The sequence below is a fragment of the Burkholderia crassaminum genome (genome assembly GCF_964265005.1).
Classification (GTDB): domain Bacteria; phylum Pseudomonadota; class Gammaproteobacteria; order Burkholderiales; family Burkholderiaceae; genus Burkholderia.
On the sequence record NZ_OZ183799.1, the window covers coordinates 2,771,178 to 2,786,604 of the forward strand.

Genomic DNA, 15,427 nt, shown 5'->3' on the forward strand with positions numbered 1-15,427 from the left:
ACCGCTTTACCGAATACTCGGCATCCAACGCGCCTCAGGAGCGAAGTGCGCGCCAAAGCACCAGTTTCTGTTCGAACGACAGCATCGCATTCGCCGGGCTCGATGAAGGCAGCACGAGCGTCTCGTACCCGGCCTCGCCGATCACATCGGCGAACCGCCCTGCCGTCTTGCCGTTGAAGCACACGCGCTTCAGCAACGGCGCATGTTCCCGCAACGAATCGAAGTCGTTCGGCTTCGCATTCCGGATCGCAGAATCGAGGCTACCCTGACGATGGCACGCATCGAGAACGTCCCAGATACCGATACCGTGTGACAGCACGCACATGAGCCGCGCATCGTACGGCAGTTCATGAAGCGCCGGCTCGCCGAGCACAGCCCCCAGCAATCGCCAGAACTGATTGCGAGGATGCGCGTAATACTGCGCGGCGTCGAGCGACGCCTCGCCCGGAAAGCTGCCGAGGATCATCGTGTGCGTATCCGGCCCGACGACCGGCCCGAAGCCCTGCAGCATCACACACCTCCGCCCGGACCGCCCGAGCGCGGCCCGTCGCCGTGCGCATCGAGATGACGCCACAGCGCCGGCAGCATGCACTCGGTCACCATCAGCGGCTTGCCGTGACGCTGGAACACCGAACGCCGCGCGGCGAACGCGTGCGGCGGCCGGACGCCCGCGCCAAGCGCATGGGTCGCCAGTGCATACAGCGGATGGCCGGCGATCACGCGCCGGCTGACGAGCGCCGAACGCTCGACCTGCGGATCGCTGTACAGCAGCTCCGCGAGCGGCCGCGTGCGCAGGCGCCGCATCGCCTGCCACACGCCCTTGCTGGCCGCGAGCGGCGCGATGCTGTGCGCGGCAACAAAAGGCGTGCCGTCGACCGACAGGATCACCTCGCGCACCCACATCGGCGCGCGCGGCGAACTGGCGACCGCGTCCGGCTCGTCGAACCACGGGCAGTCGACGGCCTCGCGCGTCACGCGCACGTTCACGCGGCCGAGCCGCGCGAGGTGCGCGGTCAGCGATCCGCCGCGCGTCAGCCAGTCGCGCTGGTCGAGCGTGCAGCCAGGCCGCGGCGTCTCGCGCCAGCCGGCCTGCCCGCCGTCGAATCGCAACCGCGCGTTCACGCGGCTCGCGACAGCAGGAGCGCGTTGGTCCGCTTCACGAAGCTCGCCGGATCGTCGAGCATGCCGCCTTCGGCCAGCAGCGCCTGATCGAACAACAGATGGGCCCAGTCACCGAAATCGGCGCTGTCGGCCTTCAGTTGCTTCACGAGCGCGTGCTCGGGATTGATCTCGAGGATCGGCTGCATCGCCGGCGCGTTCTGGCCGGCCGCCTTCAGCATCCGCTGCAGGTAGCCGCTCATGTCGTTGTCGTCGGCGACGAGGCACGACGGCGAATCGGTCAGGCGGAACGTGACGCGCACTTCCTTCACTTTGTCGCCGAGCGCTTCCTTCATCTTCTCGACGACCGGCTTGATCGCTTCGCCCGCCTGTTCCTGCGCCTTCTTTTCCTCGTCGTTCAGCTCGCCGAGGTCGAGATCGCCGCGCGCCACGCTCGCGAGCGGCTTGCCGTCGAACTCCTGCAGGAACGACAGCATCCATTCGTCGACGCGATCCGTCAGCAACAGCACCTCGACGCCCTTCTTGCGGAACACCTCGAGATGCGGGCTGTTCTTCGCGGCCTGCCATGCGTCGGCCGTCACGTAGTAGATCTTGCTCTGCTCGGGCTTCATGCGCGACACGTAGTCGGCGAGCGACACGTCCTGCGTATCGGTGTCGCCGTGCGTCGACGCGAAGCGCAGCAGCTTCGCGATGCGCTCGCGGTTCGCGTGATCCTCGCCGAGGCCTTCCTTCAGCACCTGGCCGAATGCGCCCCAGAACGTCTTGTACTTCTCCTTGCCGGCATCCTCTTCCGCGTTCGCGAGCTCTTCGAGCATCGACAGCGCGCGCTTGGTCACGCCTTCGCGGATCGCCTTCACGTCGCGGCTTTCCTGCAGGATTTCGCGCGACACGTTCAGCGGCAGGTCGGCCGAATCGACGACGCCCTTCACGAAACGCAGGTATTGCGGCAGCAGCTGTTCGGCGTCATCCATGATGAACACGCGCTTCACGTACAGCTTCAGGCCGCCGCGATAGTCGCGGTTCCACATGTCGAACGGCGCGTGCGACGGCACGAACAGCAGTTGCGTGTATTCGCTGCGGCCCTCGACGCGGTTATGCGTCCACGTGAGCGGATCCTGGTGGTCGTGCGCGATGTGCTGGTAGAACTGCGTGTACTGCTCGTCGGTGACGTCGCTCTTCGAACGTGTCCACAGCGCGCTCGCCTGGTTGACGGTCTCGTCCTCGTCCTTCAGGACCATCTCGCCCTTTTCCTGATCCCATTCTTCCTTCTGCATCAGGATCGGCAGCGCGATGTGGTCGGAGTACTTCTGGACGATCGACTGCAGGCGGTGCGACGACAGCAGCTCGTCCTCGCCTTCGCGCAGGTGCAGCGTGATCGTCGTGCCGCGCTGCGCGCGCTCGATCGCGTCGATCGTGAAGTCGCCCTCGCCCGCGCTTTCCCAGCGCACGGCTTCGCTCGCAGGCAGGCCCGCGCGGCGCGTCTCGACGGTGATCTTGTCAGCGACGATGAAGCCCGAGTAGAAACCGACGCCGAACTGGCCGATCAGCGCCGCATCCTTCTGCTGGTCGCCGGACAGCTTCGTGAAGAATTCCTTGGTGCCCGAACGCGCGATCGTGCCGAGGTTCGCGATCGCCTCGTCGCGGCTCATGCCGATGCCGTTGTCGTCGATCGTGATCGTGCGCGCGGCCTTGTCGTAGCCGATGCGAATGCGCAGGTTCGGATCGTTCTCGTACAGCGCGTTGTCCGCGAGCCCTTCGAAACGCAGCTTGTCGGCCGCGTCGGACGCGTTCGACACCAGTTCGCGCAGGAAGATTTCCTTGTTGCTGTAGAGCGAATGGATCATCAGGTGGAGGAGTTGCTTGACCTCTGCCTGAAAGCTCATCGTTTCATGTGCCATGGATGCTGTTTCCTCTTACTTGAACTTGAAAGGTGTGGCGCAGGCGGCCGGCGCGCGATGCCGGACGGCCCCTGAAGGGCCACCGCCTGGCGCAAGCGGTTTGCGCGCGTATCTGGGGACCGCACGCCCGATTTCAAGGGCCGGCGTGCCGCGCCGGGTCACGACGCGCGGCGCACGGCCGAATCGATATAGCGCGACAGCAGCCCCGGCAGCGCCGGATCGCCGCAGTTCGCGACATTGAAGCGCATCCACGTCGACGGCGATTGCTGCGGCGAGAACAGGCTGCCCGGCGTCAGCAGAAAGCCGGCCTCGTGCGCGACCGCCGCGAGCGCGTCCGAATCGACGCCCGTGTCGGCCCACAGGAACATCCCGGCCGCCGGCATCGTGAAGAGGCCGAGCCCCGTGCGCTCGAGCATCCGTGCAGTCTTGTCGCGCACACCGTCGAGCCGTGCGCGCAGCCGCTCGACGTGGCGCCGGTAATGCCCTTCGGTCAGGATCTTGTAAAGCACGCGCTCGTTGAGCTCGGGCGTCGTCATCCCGACCAGCATCTTCTGGTCGGTGACCGCCTTCGCGATCTCCGGCGCGCACGCGACATAGCCGACCCGCAGGTTCGCCGCGAGGGTCTTCGAATAGCTGCCGAGGTAGATCACGCGCTTCAACTGGTCGAGGCTCGCGAGGCGCGTGGCCGGATAGCTCGGCGGGCACAGGTCGCCGTACACGTCGTCCTCGACGACGAGGAAGTCGTACGCCTCCGCGAGCTTCAGGATCCGGAACGCCTGCGCGGCCGACAGCGACGTGCCGGTCGGGTTCTGCAGCACCGAATTGATCACGAGCATCTTCGGCCGCCACATCTGCACGAGCGTCTCGAGCGCGTCGAGATCGGGGCCGTCCGGCGTGTACGGCATCCCGACGAGTTGCGCGCCCTGCGCCGCGAAGCGGCCGAACATCTGGAACCAGGCCGGATCGCCGACGATCACCGCATCACCGGGCTTCACGTAGATCCGCGAGATCAGGTCGATCGCCTGCGTGATTCCCGACACCAGCACGATCTGTTCGGGCTTCACGCCGATCTCCACTTCGGCGAGGCGCGTCTGCAGTTGCTGGCGCAGCGGCAGGAAGCCCTGCGCGGTGCCGAAGCCGAGCATCTGCGCGCCGGACTGGCGCCCGAGCGCGCGCAGCGCACCGGTAATCAGTTCGCCGTCGAGCCAGCGGCCCGGCAAATAGCCGAGACCCGGCCCCTTTTCCGGGCTGACGGTGTGCAGCATGTTGCGCAGCAGCCAGACGACGTCGATCGTGTTGTGTACCGGCGCGGCCTCGGCCACGCGCGCGACGCTGTCGGCCGGCTGCGGGCCGGCGGCCGTGCGCTCGCGCACGTAGAAGCCCGAGCCGCGCCGCGAGTCGAGGTAGCCCTGTGCGACGAGCCGCTCGTACGCCTCGACGACGGTAAAGCGCGACACGCTCTTGTCGAGCGCGAGCTTGCGGATCGACGGCATTCGCATGCCGGGCCGGAACACGCGTTCGTCGATGCGCCGCCGCGCCCACTGGACAAGCTGGTCGACGAGCGTGAGCGTGGCCGTGTCGTGCGGCACGGGAATCTGGGCGAGTGGAACGGTGGACATGGGCGGGGGCTCCAACTGTACCGAAGGCTATCGCGCCGATTGTACCGTTACTGTGCCGGTAGCGACGATTACAGTTGACCGGAATGGCGACCGTGCGGCCGCCGTACCGGCCACGCCGCACCTGGCGCCGCGCCCACCGGCCTGCATCGCGGCCGGTACGCCGGCCGGTTCGGCCACCGCCCGGCGCATCGCCTGCCCACCAGACACTTTCGCTTCCCGACCGACGTTCATGCCAGCCCGCTCCCTGACACTCGACCATCTCGTGATCGCCGCGCGCACGCTCGACGAAGGCGTACGCCATGTCGCCGATGCACTCGGCATCGAACCGGCCGGCGGCGGCCGCCACCCGCTGATGCGGACCCACAACGCGCTGTTCGGCGCGTGGGGCGGGCTCTATCTCGAGGTGATCGCGATCGACCCCGATGCGCCGGCGCCGAACGACGGCGCGCAGGCGCCGCGCGCGCGGCTGTTCGGGCTCGACGATTCGGCCATGCACGCGCGGCTCGCTCAAGGCCCGTTTCTCGCGCACTGGGTCGCGCGGGTCGACCGTCCGCGCCAGCTCGCGCTGTGGCAGAGCCAGTATCCGGCCCGCATCCCGCCCGTCGTCGCGATGCGGCGCGGTGACCTGGGCTGGGGCCTGACGGTGCCCGACGACGGCACGTTTCCCGCATGGCAAGGCGCGGGCGACGGCCTCCTGCCATCGCTGATCCAGTGGGACAGCGCGCACCACCCGGCCGAATCGCTGCCGGGCGACGGCGTCGCGCTGAAGGCGCTCAAGGGCGCCCACCCGCGCGCGGACGCGATCCGCGAGCAGCTCGACTGGCTCGGCGCCGCCCACCTGCTCGACCTCGAAGCCGCCGACGGCCCGCCCGCGCTCGTCGCCGAATTCGACACGCCGCAGGGCGTGCGCACACTGCGCTGAGCGCCCCGCCGCCCCCGACTACACCAAAATACTGGCAACACGGAGACACCCACCTCATGAATTCGCGCGAAACCCGGGGCATGCTGCTCGGCCTGATCGGCGTGATGATCTTCAGCCTGACGCTGCCGATGACGCGCATCGTCGTGTCCGAACTCAACCCGCTGCTCAACGGGCTCGGCCGTGCGCTCGCCGCCGCGGTGCCGGCCGGCCTGCTGCTGTGGTGGCGCCGCGAGCCGCTGCCGACCCGCGCGCAACTGAAAAGTCTCGCGATCACGTCGGTCGGCGTGATCATCGCGTATCCGGTGTTTTCCGCGTGGGCGATGAAATCGGTACCGGCCTCGCACGGTGCGGTGGTCAACGGCCTCCAGCCGCTGTTCGTCGCGCTGTACGCGGCATGGCTGTCGCACGAGCGGCCGTCGAAGGCGTTCTGGGCCAGCGCGGTGGCCGGCAGCGCGCTCGTGATCGCGTTCGCGCTGCGCGACGGCGGCGGCACCGTGCAGGCAGGCGACGCGCTGATGCTCGTCGCGGTCGGCATCGGCGCGCTCGGCTATGCGGAAGGCGCGCGCCTCGCGCGCCAGATCGGCGGCTGGCAGGTGATCTGCTGGGCGCTCGTCGTGTCCGCACCGTTCCTCGTGCTGCCGGTCGGCTGGCTCGCCTGGATGCAGCACGCCGCGCATCCGGGCCCGCTCGCGCTGCGCACCTGGCTCGCGTTCGGCTACGTGACCCTCTTTTCGCAATTCATCGGCTTTTTCGCGTGGTATGCGGGGCTCGCGATGGGCGGCATCGCGCGCGTCGGCCAGGTGCAACTGCTGCAGATTTTCTTCACGATCGCCTTTTCCGCCCTGCTGTTCGGCGAAACCGTCACGTCGTCGACGTGGCTGTTCGCCGCCGCAGTGATTGCCACCGTGGTGCTCGGGCGCCGCTCGGCGGTCGCCACCGCCGCGCGACCGGCTCGCGCCGGCTGAACAGGTGCGCCATAATGGACGTTTTGCCTGATCGGTTTTGCCCACCCGGCCGCGAAGGCTCGATCGCGTTCGCGCGTGCCCACCCGGCAGCGTCGAAGCGATTTGCCCGAACGACCTTTCTTGACTGACCACGATATCCGAACGAGGAGACTATGAATCCGAGCGACCTGCATCCGCCGCACTGGCAGCTTTCCGAACGCGCCCGCAAGCTGACGAGCTCTGCGATCCGCGAAATCCTGAAGGTCACGGAACGCCCCGAGGTCATCTCGTTCGCCGGCGGCCTGCCCGCCCCCGCGACGTTCCCGGCCGAGCGCATGCGCGCCGCCGCCGATCGCGTGCTGCGCGACGCGCCGGCCGCCGCGCTCCAGTACAGCGCGACCGAAGGCTACCTGCCGCTACGCGAATGGATCGCCGAGCGCTACAGCGTGCGCGTGTCGCAGGTACTGATCACGACCGGCTCGCAGCAGGCGCTCGACCTGCTCGGCAAGGCGCTCGTCGATCCGGGCAGCCCGATCCTCGTCGAAACCCCGACCTACCTCGGCGCACTGCAGTCGTTCTCGCTGTACGAGCCGCGCTACGTGCAGGTGCCGACCGACGAGTTGGGCCTGTTGCCGGAAGGCCTCACGCCCGAACTCACCCAAGGCGCGCGCCTGCTGTACGCGCAGCCGAACTTCCAGAACCCGACCGGCCGCCGCATGCCCGTCGAGCGCCGCCGCGCGCTCGCCGCGTTCGCGCAGTCGAGCCCGTTCCCGGTGCTGGAGGACGATCCTTACGGCGCGCTGAACTACCGCGGCGAGCCGCTGCCGACGATGCTGTCGATGGCACCCGATCACGTCGTGCACCTCGGCACGTTCTCGAAGGTGCTCGCGCCGGGCCTGCGGATCGGCTACATCATTGCGCCCGAGGAACTCCACTTCAAGCTCGTGCAGGCGAAGCAGGCCACCGACCTGCACACGCCGACGCTCACGCAGCGCATCGCGCACGAGGTGATCAAGGACGGTTTCCTCGACGAGCACATCCCGTCGATCCGCGAGCTGTACAGCGCGCAGTGCGACGCGATGCTCGGTGCGCTCGAGCGCCACATGCCGGAAGGCGTCACGTGGAACCGGCCGGAAGGCGGGATGTTCATCTGGGTGAACCTGCCCGCGCAGATCGACAGCATGAAGCTGCTCGCCGCGGCCGTCGACAACCACGTCGCCTTCGTGCCGGGCGCGCCGTTCTTCGCGGACAACGCACAGCAGAACACGCTGCGCCTGTCGTTCGTGACGGTGCCGCCCGAGAAGATCGAGGAAGGCGTCGCGCGCCTCGGCACGCTGCTGCGCGAGCGCCTCTGATCCCCTTTTTCCTGTCACGACTCTCTACGAGGAATCGAACACATGGCTAACGTCTACGACAAACTGAAGTCGCTCGGCATCGAGCTCCCGACCGCCGGCGCACCGGCCGCCGCCTACGTGATGAGCGCGCAAAGCGGCAATACGGTCTACCTGTCGGGCCACATCGCGAAGAAGGACGGCAAGGTCTGGGCCGGCAAGCTCGGTGCGGATCTGCAGACGGAAGACGGCAAGGCGGCCGCACGCTCGATCGCGATCGACCTGCTCGCGACGCTGCACGCGCACACCGGCGACCTGAACAAGGTCACGCGCATCGTCAAGCTGATGAGCCTCGTCAACTCGACGCTCGACTTCACCGAACAGCACGTCGTAACGAACGGCGCGTCGGAACTGATCGCGGAAGTGTTCGGCGACGCCGGCAAGCACGCGCGCTCGGCCTTCGGCGTCGCGCAGATCCCGCTCGGCGCGTGCGTCGAGATCGAGCTGATCGCCGAAGTTGCGTAACGGGCGCAGCGCGATGCCCGGCCGTCTCGTCCGCTTCAAGCAGGTCGACGTGTTCTCGTCGGTGCCGTTCAAGGGCAACGCGCTCGCCGTGGTGTTCGACGCCGATTCGCTCGACGACGACGCCATGCTCGAGATCGCCCGCTGGACGAACCTGTCGGAAACCACGTTCCTCTGCACGCCGACCGATCCGGAAGCCGACTACCGCGTACGGATCTTTACGACGGGCGGCGAACTGCCGTTCGCCGGCCACCCGACGCTCGGCACCGCGCATGCGTTCCTGGAAAGCGGCGCGCAGCCGCGCACGCCGGGCCGGCTGATCCAGCAGTGCGGGGTCGGCCGGGTCGCGCTGCGCGAGCAGGCCGGCGGCTGGGCATTCGCCGCGCCACCGCCCCGCGTTACGCCGCTCGACCGTTCGGACTACGCGGTGCTCGCCGCCGCGTTGCGCAGCGACGCGCTCGACCTGGAAGCCGAGCCGTGCGCGGTCGACAACGGCGCGCCGTGGCTGGTCGTGCGGCTGAAGTCGGCCGACGCGTGCATCGGCCTGTCGCCCGATCCGGCCGCACTGGAGGCGCTTACCCGCCGCTACGGCGTGGACGGCCTCGCCGCCTACGCGCCGCACGCCGAAGGCGGCCCCGCGACGTTCGAGATCCGTTGCCTGATGACGGGCGGCAAGTTCGGCACCCCCGGGGAGGATCCCGTCACCGGCAGCGCGAACGCCGCGCTGGCCGGGCTGCTGACGCGGCAGGAGCGCCGCCCCGGCCCGTCGTATACAGCCCGCCAGGGTACGGCGATCGGCCGCGACGGCCGCATCTTCGTCAGCTATGCCGAAGACGGCACCCCATGGATCGGCGGCCATGTCGTCACGGTCGTCGACGGCACCTTCCTGTCACCCGTGTGACATTTCGCGATGTGCGATGGCGCCGGCCCGTCCGGCGCCCCCTACGATTCGCCCAACTATCGCAAAAACGTTCCAACCAGTAATATCGGGCCTAATCCGTTGTTTCGGAGGTCTGTCCATGGTTGCGTGTCCCGCGAACGAACAGACGTCGGGACAACCCGAACCATAGCCAGCCATCCAGACGGCTGGCGCACGCGAGCAGGACGCCGCACTCTTCGATGAGCTCCGCCCGGTCCAACCACACGCCGCCGACCCGGCCGCTTCGCGCGCCGCGCAAATCGCGCCGGCGTGCGCTATTTGCGATCCCGCTGCTCGGGATGCTGGCGCTCGCGCTGCTGTGGGCCGTGATCATCGCGCGTCTCTCGGTGGAAAAGGACAGCGCATACAAGGAAGCGGCGGCTTCCGCGGCGATCCTGTCCTCCGCGCTCGAGCAGCATACGGTCAAGGCGATCCACCAGGTCGACCAGATCACCCGCTTCGTCAAGTTCGAATTCGAGAAGTCGCCCGCGCGCTTCAACCTCGCGAGCGCCGTCGAGAAAGGCGTCGTGCCGAGCGACACGCTGATCCAGGTGTCGCTCGTCAACGCGAAGGGCATCCTGTTCGCGAACACGGCCGAGCTCCATCCGCAGCCGATCAACCTGTCCGACCGCGAGCACTTCAAGGTCCACCTCTCGCACAACGACGACCGCCTCTTCATCAGCAAGCCCGTGCTCGGCCGCGTGTCGAGCCACTGGACGCTGCAGATGACGCGGCGCCTGAACAACCCGGACGGCAGCTTCGCGGGCATCGTCGTCGTGTCGGAAGACCCGAGCTACTTCACGAACGACTTCTACAACAACGCGGCGATCGGCAAGGAAGGCGTGATCGCGGTCGTGTCCGATACGGGCGCCGTGCTCGCGCGACGCACGGGCTCGGTCAGCAACGCGCCCGGCGCGTTTTCGGCGTCGGGCGTCTACCCGATCGCCGAGCGCGTGACGGGCACGATCATCGACCCGATCGACGGCGTGACGCGCATCGTGTCGTACCGCCACCTCGACGGCTACCCGCTCGCGGTGATGGTCGGGCTGTCGCAAACCGAGGAATTCGCGGACTACTACCACACGCGCAACGTCTACCTGCTGATGACGAGCTTCATCACGCTCGCGATGCTCGCGTTCTTCGGTGTCGCGACGGGCCTGATCGGCAAGCTGCTCGGCCGTGAGCGCGAGATGACGCAGCTCGCCGAATACGACCTGCTCACCGGCCTCGCGAACCGCTATGCGACGCTGCGCGGGCTGCGCAACGACGTATCGATGCCGACAAGCCTGTCCCGGCTCGGCCTGCTGTTCATCGATCTCGACAACTTCAAGACCGTCAACGACACGCTCGGCCACAACGCCGGCGACATCGTGCTGCAGATGACCGCGTCGCGCCTTGCCGATGCGGTCGGCGACGAAGGCTCGCTCGCACGCATCGGCGGCGACGAGTTCGTCGTCGTGATGAAGGGTGACGACGTCGAGCGCCGCGCGGTGCGGCTCGCGGAAGCGATCATCCGGATGTTCGGCGAACCGTTCGACGTGCGCGGCAGCTCGTTCGTGCTGCATGCGAGCATCGGCATCGCGCTGCACAGCGTTGCGAACGAAAGCGAGATCGACCTGCTGAAGAAGGCCGATCTCGCGATGTACAGCGCGAAGGACGCCGGCAAGAACTGCTACCAGTTCTATGCGCCGCACCTGTCGCACCGCGCCGACCACCTGATGCGCTGGGAACAGCAACTCCGCGTCGCGCTCGCCGAGGGGCAGTTGTTCCTCGCGTACCAGCCGAAGATCGACCTCACGCACCGCTATATCACCGGCTTCGAGGCGCTCGCGCGCTGGGATCACCCCGAGCACGGGATCATCTCCGCGAACGAATTCATTTCGATCGCCGAATCGACGGGCCTGATCGTGCCGATCGGCGACTTCGTGATCCGCACCGCGTGCGAGCAGATCGCGCGCTGGCGCGACGAGGGCCACGATACGCTGACGCTCGCGGTCAACATCTCGCCGGTGCAGTTCTGGCGCGGCGACCTGATCGAGACGATCTCGCGCACGCTGCAGGAAACCGGCATCGACGCGAACCGGCTCGAAATCGAGATCACCGAAACCGCGATGATGGAATATCCGGAACTCGTGTCGGAGAAGATCGTCGCACTGAAGAAACTCGGCATCCGGATCGCCCTCGACGATTTCGGCACCGGTTATTCGTCGCTGTCGTACCTGCACCGCTTCTCCGTCGATACGCTGAAGGTCGACCGTTCGTTCGTGCAGGCGATCCCCAACGACCGCAGCGTGTGCGTGATGGTGTCGTCGATCGTGCATCTCGCGCGCTCGCTCGGCCTGACCGTCGTCGTCGAAGGTACGGAAACCGAGGAACAGATCACGTGGCTGTCCGCGCTCGGCGAGATCGAGGCGCAGGGCTTCCTGTTCTCCCGACCGGTGCCGGCCGACGCGATTCCCGCGCTGATCGCGCGCTTCGGCGTGCGCGGCGACTCGCCGAACGTGATCGCGCACCGCGCGACGGGCAGCACCGGCGCGTAAGCGCACCGCAGGCGTGGCGGGCGTTGCGTGCGCCGTGATTGTTTCGTTTTCCGATCTGATTGTTTAGGTCATGAACTAGCGTTTTCGCGCATGGCTGTGTCACGGTGCGCGGCGGACAATCAGGAGGGCCAACGTGTCGGCGGGCCGCCGGCATGGCTACACGCGAGAGATCGGGCCCCGTGTCCACCACCAACATGACGACCGTCGAAATCGAAGCGACCGCTGATGTCGAACAGGCACAGGCGTCCCTGTGGGACCTGTTCAAGGTCGTCGCCAGCATTTCGGCAGTCTCGTGGGGCGGACTCTCGATGATGGCGCAGCTCGAACGCCACTACGTGGAACGGCTGCGGCGCATCGAGCCTCACGTATTCGGCGATCTCGTCGCACTTGCGTGGCTCGTGCCGGGCCCCGTAGGCTGCAACGTGGCGGTACAGGTCGGACAAATCCTGCACGGCCGCGTCGGCGCATGGGTCGCCGGCATCGCGAGCGTGCTGCCTTTCTCCATCCTGATGACGCTGTTCGCGATCTTCTATCGCACGCCGCTCGTGCGCTCGCTGGCGGCGCCAATGCTGATCAATCACTTCGGGATGGTGCTCGCCGCGCTGATCGGCGTCACGTGGGTCAAGCAGGTGCGCTCGCTCGCTCGCACGAGGCGCGAACAGTTGATCGCCGCGCTGTCGACGATTCTGCTCGCTTTCGCGCATAATCCGGCCGCCTTCGTCGGGATTCTTTTCGCTGCGTTCGCGGCGGGCTGGCTGACCGGGCCGCCGCAACGCGACGCGGTCGATTTCACGCTGTCGACCCGCGACCGCAACCTGCTCGTGCTGCTCGGCGTGCTCGTCACGCTGTTCGCGATGCCGCTGCCCGGCGATTACCAGGCGACGCTGCTGTGGCCGCGCCTCGCCGGCGCCGGCATGACGCTGTTCGGCGGCGGCTTTTCCGCGCTGCCCGTGCTCAAGACGCTGTTCGTCACGCCGGCAACGGGCATCTCCGATCACGACTTCACGCTTGCATTTGCGCTGTCCCCCGTCGCGCCGGGGCCGCTGCTGAACGTCGTGCCGTTTCTCGGCTACCTGACCGACGGCTGGGTCGGCGCGCTGCTCGCGACGGCCGCGCTGTTCATTCCGTCGGGCTTTCTCGTCGTGTTTGCGCAAACCCATCTGTCCCGGCTCAAGCGCCATTCGCGCTTCGAGCACGGGATGCGCCTGCTGCGCGCGGCGACCACGGGTTTTCTCGTCGTCGCCGTCGTGAGGATCCTGCACCGCGAACCGGCCGACCCCGTTTACTGGCTGACGGGCGCCTTCGCGACGCTTTGCTTCGCCCGCTTCAAGGTGCCCGTCTATGCCGTGTACGGCACGGTCGCGGTGGCCTGCGGCGTGTGGCTGTGGGCCGCCGCGCGCTGACGGGCAACGGCCGCCGGCCCGCCAGACTCGACCGACATTCGCCCGTCCTGCCCGTCCTCAACCTGCCTGCACCGCGACCCGGCGCGCCATCCAGCGGGCGCGCAGCGCGTCGTACGCCAGGTTGAAGCAGAACGTGTAAGGCAGGAAGAACAGCACGATGCCGAGGTCGAGCAGCAGCGCCTCGACGAGGCTCACGTTCAGCCACCACGCAGCCACCGGCACCACCATCACGATGAGGCCGAGCTCGAACAAGGCCGCATGCGCGATCCGCATGCCGAGCGTGCGCGACAACCCCGCGCGTCGCTCGATGCGGTCGAACAGCGTATTGAACGCCATATTCCACGCCATCGCGATCAGCGACACCATCACCGTCAGCACACCGACGTGCGACACCGGCATGTCGAGGAGCCACGCGCCGATCGGCGCGCACAGCGCGATCGCGACCAGTTCGAACGTCAGTGCATGCAGCAGCCGTTCCGTCACCGTTTTGTTGACCTGTTTCATGATTCCCTCCGATTCGTCTACTTCGTTCATGGCAGCCATTTTGATCGGCGAAACCGCATGAATCCAGTTTAATATCATCGGTTTTACCGATATAACGTCTCCAGGAACACCGTATGCGCCACGCCCCCGAAGCCCTGCTCGCCTTCGCCGAAGCCGCGCTGCTCGGCTCGTTCACGGCCGCCGCGCGCAAGCTCGGCAAGCGCCAGTCGACCGTGTCGGAGGCGATCGCGAACCTCGAGATCGATCTCGGCGTGCAGTTGTTCGACCGCTCGACGCGCGCGCCGACGCTGACCGACGCCGGGCGCGCGCTGCTGCCGCAGGTGCAGCGCGCACTCGAGGCCGGTGCGGCGATCGACCGCACGGCCGCGCGGCTCGCGGGCGGCGAGGAAGCGCGGCTGACGCTCGTCGTGTCCGATACGTACCAGTCGAAGCGCTACGAGGAAACGTTGACGGCGCTCGAACGGCGCTTTCCGGCGCTCGAGTTCGAATGCCAGATCGCCGAGCATGACGACGTGCTCGACCTGATCCAGCAGGGGCGCGCGCAGCTCGGGCTGATGGCCGCGCGCGCGGCCTACCCGGCCGATATCGGTGCGGCGACGATCGCGGAGGAATCGGAGATCGGGCTGTTCGTCGGACGCATGCACGCGCTCGCCGAATATGGCGACGCCGACGTGCCGCACGCCGCGCTGCGCGACGTGCGCGAACTGCGCCTCAATACCTATGTGAAAACGGAAGGCCGCAGCACCGACGACCGGATCGTCGTCGGCACGCAGCACTGGCTGGCGCCGAGCTACCTGATGCTGCTGGAGATGGCCGTGCAGGGGTTCGGCTGGGCCGAGCTGCCGCGCTGGATGGTCGACCACTTTGCGCGCGATCGCCTGTGCGAACTGCGTGCGCGCGGCTGGCCGCGCCGCGTGCGGGTCGATGCGGTCTGGTCGCGCAACCGGCCGCTCGGCCCGGTTGGCTCATGGCTGCTCGATGCGATGCTGGCCGCGTAGCGACGCGGGCCGATGCGCCGGCGGCTGCGTGCCGGCCAACGGCCGACGGCCGTCAGGTCAGAAGCCGCGCGACAACACCGCCGCACCGATCGTGACGACGCCGAGCACGAGATTCACGAGGACGAGCAGGCGTACCGTATTCACCGCGCGCGCGCCGTCCGGCCACTTCTGCGCCTGCACCGCACGACGGATGCGCGGGAACAGCGCGAACCGGATATGCCCGAAGATCAGCATCATCACGACGCCGAGCCCGGCCATCGCGTGCAGCGACCACGTTGCGTGCGCGCCGCCGAATTCCATGAGCAGGAAGCCACCGGACAGCAGGATCACGATCACGGAACCCGATACCCAGTTGAAGAAGCGGCCGAACACGCCTTCGATCAGCGGCAACCGAAGCTGCGGCGACAGGTCGGACAGCGCCGGACGCAGGCAGAAGTTGGCGAAGACCATCCCGCCCACCCACACGGCGACGGCCAGCAGATGAAGAAACAGCGCGACGGAGACAGCATGGGACATGACGGCAATCCTGTGAGGAGTTGGGTGCGGCGAACGGCCGCGTCGTACGCGGCATCGAGCGACGTTCGACCGGATTGTCGCCGCCCGGTTCAGACCCCAGGCGCGATTTCACACTATTTTGCAAGTTCCGCGTGACAGCGCCACGCTTGCTTACCCGAATCCCCGCTCAAAAAGAACAGGCCGCACGTCCGC

At 67.6% G+C, this 15,427-nt stretch carries 14 protein-coding genes; 8 read left to right on the forward strand and 6 right to left on the reverse strand.

What is annotated here, in order from left to right; genetic code table 11:
• Positions 1-34: 34 nt before the first annotated feature.
• The 4 genes from ACPTTF_RS12805 to ACPTTF_RS12820 all read right to left on the reverse strand — a co-directional run bounded on the left by ACPTTF_RS12805 (position 35) and on the right by ACPTTF_RS12820 (position 4,636).
• Entirely contained in the window at positions 35-511 is a 477-nt protein-coding gene (locus ACPTTF_RS12805) for a DNA-deoxyinosine glycosylase (RefSeq protein WP_423371368.1), read from the reverse strand.
• Positions 511-1,110, reverse strand: a complete 600-nt coding sequence (locus ACPTTF_RS12810) for a chorismate--pyruvate lyase family protein (protein ID WP_423371884.1) — start codon at positions 1,108-1,110, stop codon at positions 511-513. Before ACPTTF_RS12810 ends, ACPTTF_RS12805 begins: the two co-directional genes overlap by 1 nt.
• Positions 1,111-1,118: 8 nt before the next feature.
• A complete protein-coding gene (gene htpG / locus ACPTTF_RS12815) occupies positions 1,119-3,017 on the reverse strand; it encodes a molecular chaperone HtpG (protein ID WP_423371369.1) in 1,899 nt (632 codons plus the stop codon).
• Between the two features lie 158 nt (positions 3,018-3,175).
• Positions 3,176-4,636: a PLP-dependent aminotransferase family protein gene (locus ACPTTF_RS12820; protein WP_166960920.1), complete on the reverse strand. Its 1,461-nt coding sequence runs from the start codon at positions 4,634-4,636 to the stop codon at positions 3,176-3,178.
• 229 nt (positions 4,637-4,865) lie between these two features.
• Between ACPTTF_RS12820 and ACPTTF_RS12825 the strand changes: the two genes are divergently transcribed.
• From ACPTTF_RS12825 to ACPTTF_RS12855, 7 genes are all read left to right on the forward strand, one after another.
• Positions 4,866-5,558 carry a VOC family protein gene (locus tag ACPTTF_RS12825; RefSeq protein ID WP_423371370.1) on the forward strand — a complete coding sequence of 231 codons (693 nt, stop codon included), beginning with the start codon at positions 4,866-4,868 and terminating at the stop codon, positions 5,556-5,558.
• Between the two features lie 56 nt (positions 5,559-5,614).
• Positions 5,615-6,523, forward strand: coding sequence for a DMT family transporter (locus ACPTTF_RS12830; RefSeq protein ID WP_423371371.1), 909 nt, complete (start codon positions 5,615-5,617; stop codon positions 6,521-6,523).
• 152 nt (positions 6,524-6,675) lie between these two features.
• The gene (locus ACPTTF_RS12835) at positions 6,676-7,857 is read left to right on the forward strand and encodes a PLP-dependent aminotransferase family protein (RefSeq protein ID WP_166960929.1); all 1,182 of its coding nucleotides are present in this window, start codon (positions 6,676-6,678) and stop codon (positions 7,855-7,857) included.
• A 42-nt stretch (positions 7,858-7,899) separates the two neighbouring features.
• On the forward strand, positions 7,900-8,358 hold the full coding sequence (locus ACPTTF_RS12840; RefSeq protein WP_006478174.1) for a RidA family protein: 459 nt from the start codon (positions 7,900-7,902) through the stop codon (positions 8,356-8,358).
• A 13-nt stretch (positions 8,359-8,371) separates the two neighbouring features.
• A complete protein-coding gene (locus tag ACPTTF_RS12845; protein ID WP_423371372.1) occupies positions 8,372-9,256 on the forward strand; it encodes a PhzF family phenazine biosynthesis protein in 885 nt (294 codons plus the stop codon).
• 218 nt (positions 9,257-9,474) lie between these two features.
• Positions 9,475-11,814 (forward strand): bifunctional diguanylate cyclase/phosphodiesterase, encoded by a 2,340-nt coding sequence (locus ACPTTF_RS12850; RefSeq protein WP_166960935.1) that lies wholly within the window; start codon positions 9,475-9,477, stop codon positions 11,812-11,814.
• Positions 11,815-12,008: 194 nt separating this feature from the next.
• Positions 12,009-13,217 (forward strand): chromate transporter, encoded by a 1,209-nt coding sequence (locus ACPTTF_RS12855; RefSeq protein WP_166961369.1) that lies wholly within the window; start codon positions 12,009-12,011, stop codon positions 13,215-13,217.
• A gap of 57 nt (positions 13,218-13,274) precedes the next feature.
• On the opposite strand, the gene ACPTTF_RS12860 is transcribed toward ACPTTF_RS12855, so the two are convergent.
• The gene (locus ACPTTF_RS12860) at positions 13,275-13,721 is read right to left on the reverse strand and encodes a multidrug/biocide efflux PACE transporter (RefSeq protein WP_166960938.1); all 447 of its coding nucleotides are present in this window, start codon (positions 13,719-13,721) and stop codon (positions 13,275-13,277) included.
• 113 nt (positions 13,722-13,834) lie between these two features.
• Between ACPTTF_RS12860 and ACPTTF_RS12865 the strand changes: the two genes are divergently transcribed.
• Entirely contained in the window at positions 13,835-14,719 is an 885-nt protein-coding gene (locus ACPTTF_RS12865) for a LysR family transcriptional regulator (RefSeq protein WP_166960941.1), read from the forward strand.
• Between the two features lie 57 nt (positions 14,720-14,776).
• Here ACPTTF_RS12865 and ACPTTF_RS12870 read toward each other — a convergent pair whose 3' ends face one another.
• On the reverse strand, positions 14,777-15,235 hold the full coding sequence (locus ACPTTF_RS12870; RefSeq protein ID WP_011352817.1) for a CopD family protein: 459 nt from the start codon (positions 15,233-15,235) through the stop codon (positions 14,777-14,779).
• Positions 15,236-15,427 lie beyond the last annotated feature (192 nt).

Bases quoted from the DNA above. Each gene is read 5' to 3' on its own strand.
- ACPTTF_RS12805 (WP_423371368.1), bottom strand. From the start codon at position 511: ATGCTGCAGGGCTTCGGGCCGGTCGTCGGGCCGGATACGCACACGATG.
- htpG (WP_423371369.1), bottom strand. From the start codon at position 3,017: ATGGCACATGAAACGATGAGCTTTCAGGCAGAGGTCAAGCAACTCCTC.
- ACPTTF_RS12820 (WP_166960920.1), bottom strand. From the start codon at position 4,636: ATGTCCACCGTTCCACTCGCCCAGATTCCCGTGCCGCACGACACGGCC.
- ACPTTF_RS12825 (WP_423371370.1), top strand. From the start codon at position 4,866: ATGCCAGCCCGCTCCCTGACACTCGACCATCTCGTGATCGCCGCGCGC.
- ACPTTF_RS12830 (WP_423371371.1), top strand. From the start codon at position 5,615: ATGAATTCGCGCGAAACCCGGGGCATGCTGCTCGGCCTGATCGGCGTG.
- ACPTTF_RS12835 (WP_166960929.1), top strand. From the start codon at position 6,676: ATGAATCCGAGCGACCTGCATCCGCCGCACTGGCAGCTTTCCGAACGC.
- ACPTTF_RS12840 (WP_006478174.1), top strand. From the start codon at position 7,900: ATGGCTAACGTCTACGACAAACTGAAGTCGCTCGGCATCGAGCTCCCG.
- ACPTTF_RS12845 (WP_423371372.1), top strand. From the start codon at position 8,372: ATGCCCGGCCGTCTCGTCCGCTTCAAGCAGGTCGACGTGTTCTCGTCG.
- ACPTTF_RS12850 (WP_166960935.1), top strand. From the start codon at position 9,475: ATGAGCTCCGCCCGGTCCAACCACACGCCGCCGACCCGGCCGCTTCGC.
- ACPTTF_RS12855 (WP_166961369.1), top strand. From the start codon at position 12,009: ATGACGACCGTCGAAATCGAAGCGACCGCTGATGTCGAACAGGCACAG.
- ACPTTF_RS12860 (WP_166960938.1), bottom strand. From the start codon at position 13,721: ATGAAACAGGTCAACAAAACGGTGACGGAACGGCTGCTGCATGCACTG.
- ACPTTF_RS12865 (WP_166960941.1), top strand. From the start codon at position 13,835: ATGCGCCACGCCCCCGAAGCCCTGCTCGCCTTCGCCGAAGCCGCGCTG.
- ACPTTF_RS12870 (WP_011352817.1), bottom strand. From the start codon at position 15,235: ATGTCCCATGCTGTCTCCGTCGCGCTGTTTCTTCATCTGCTGGCCGTC.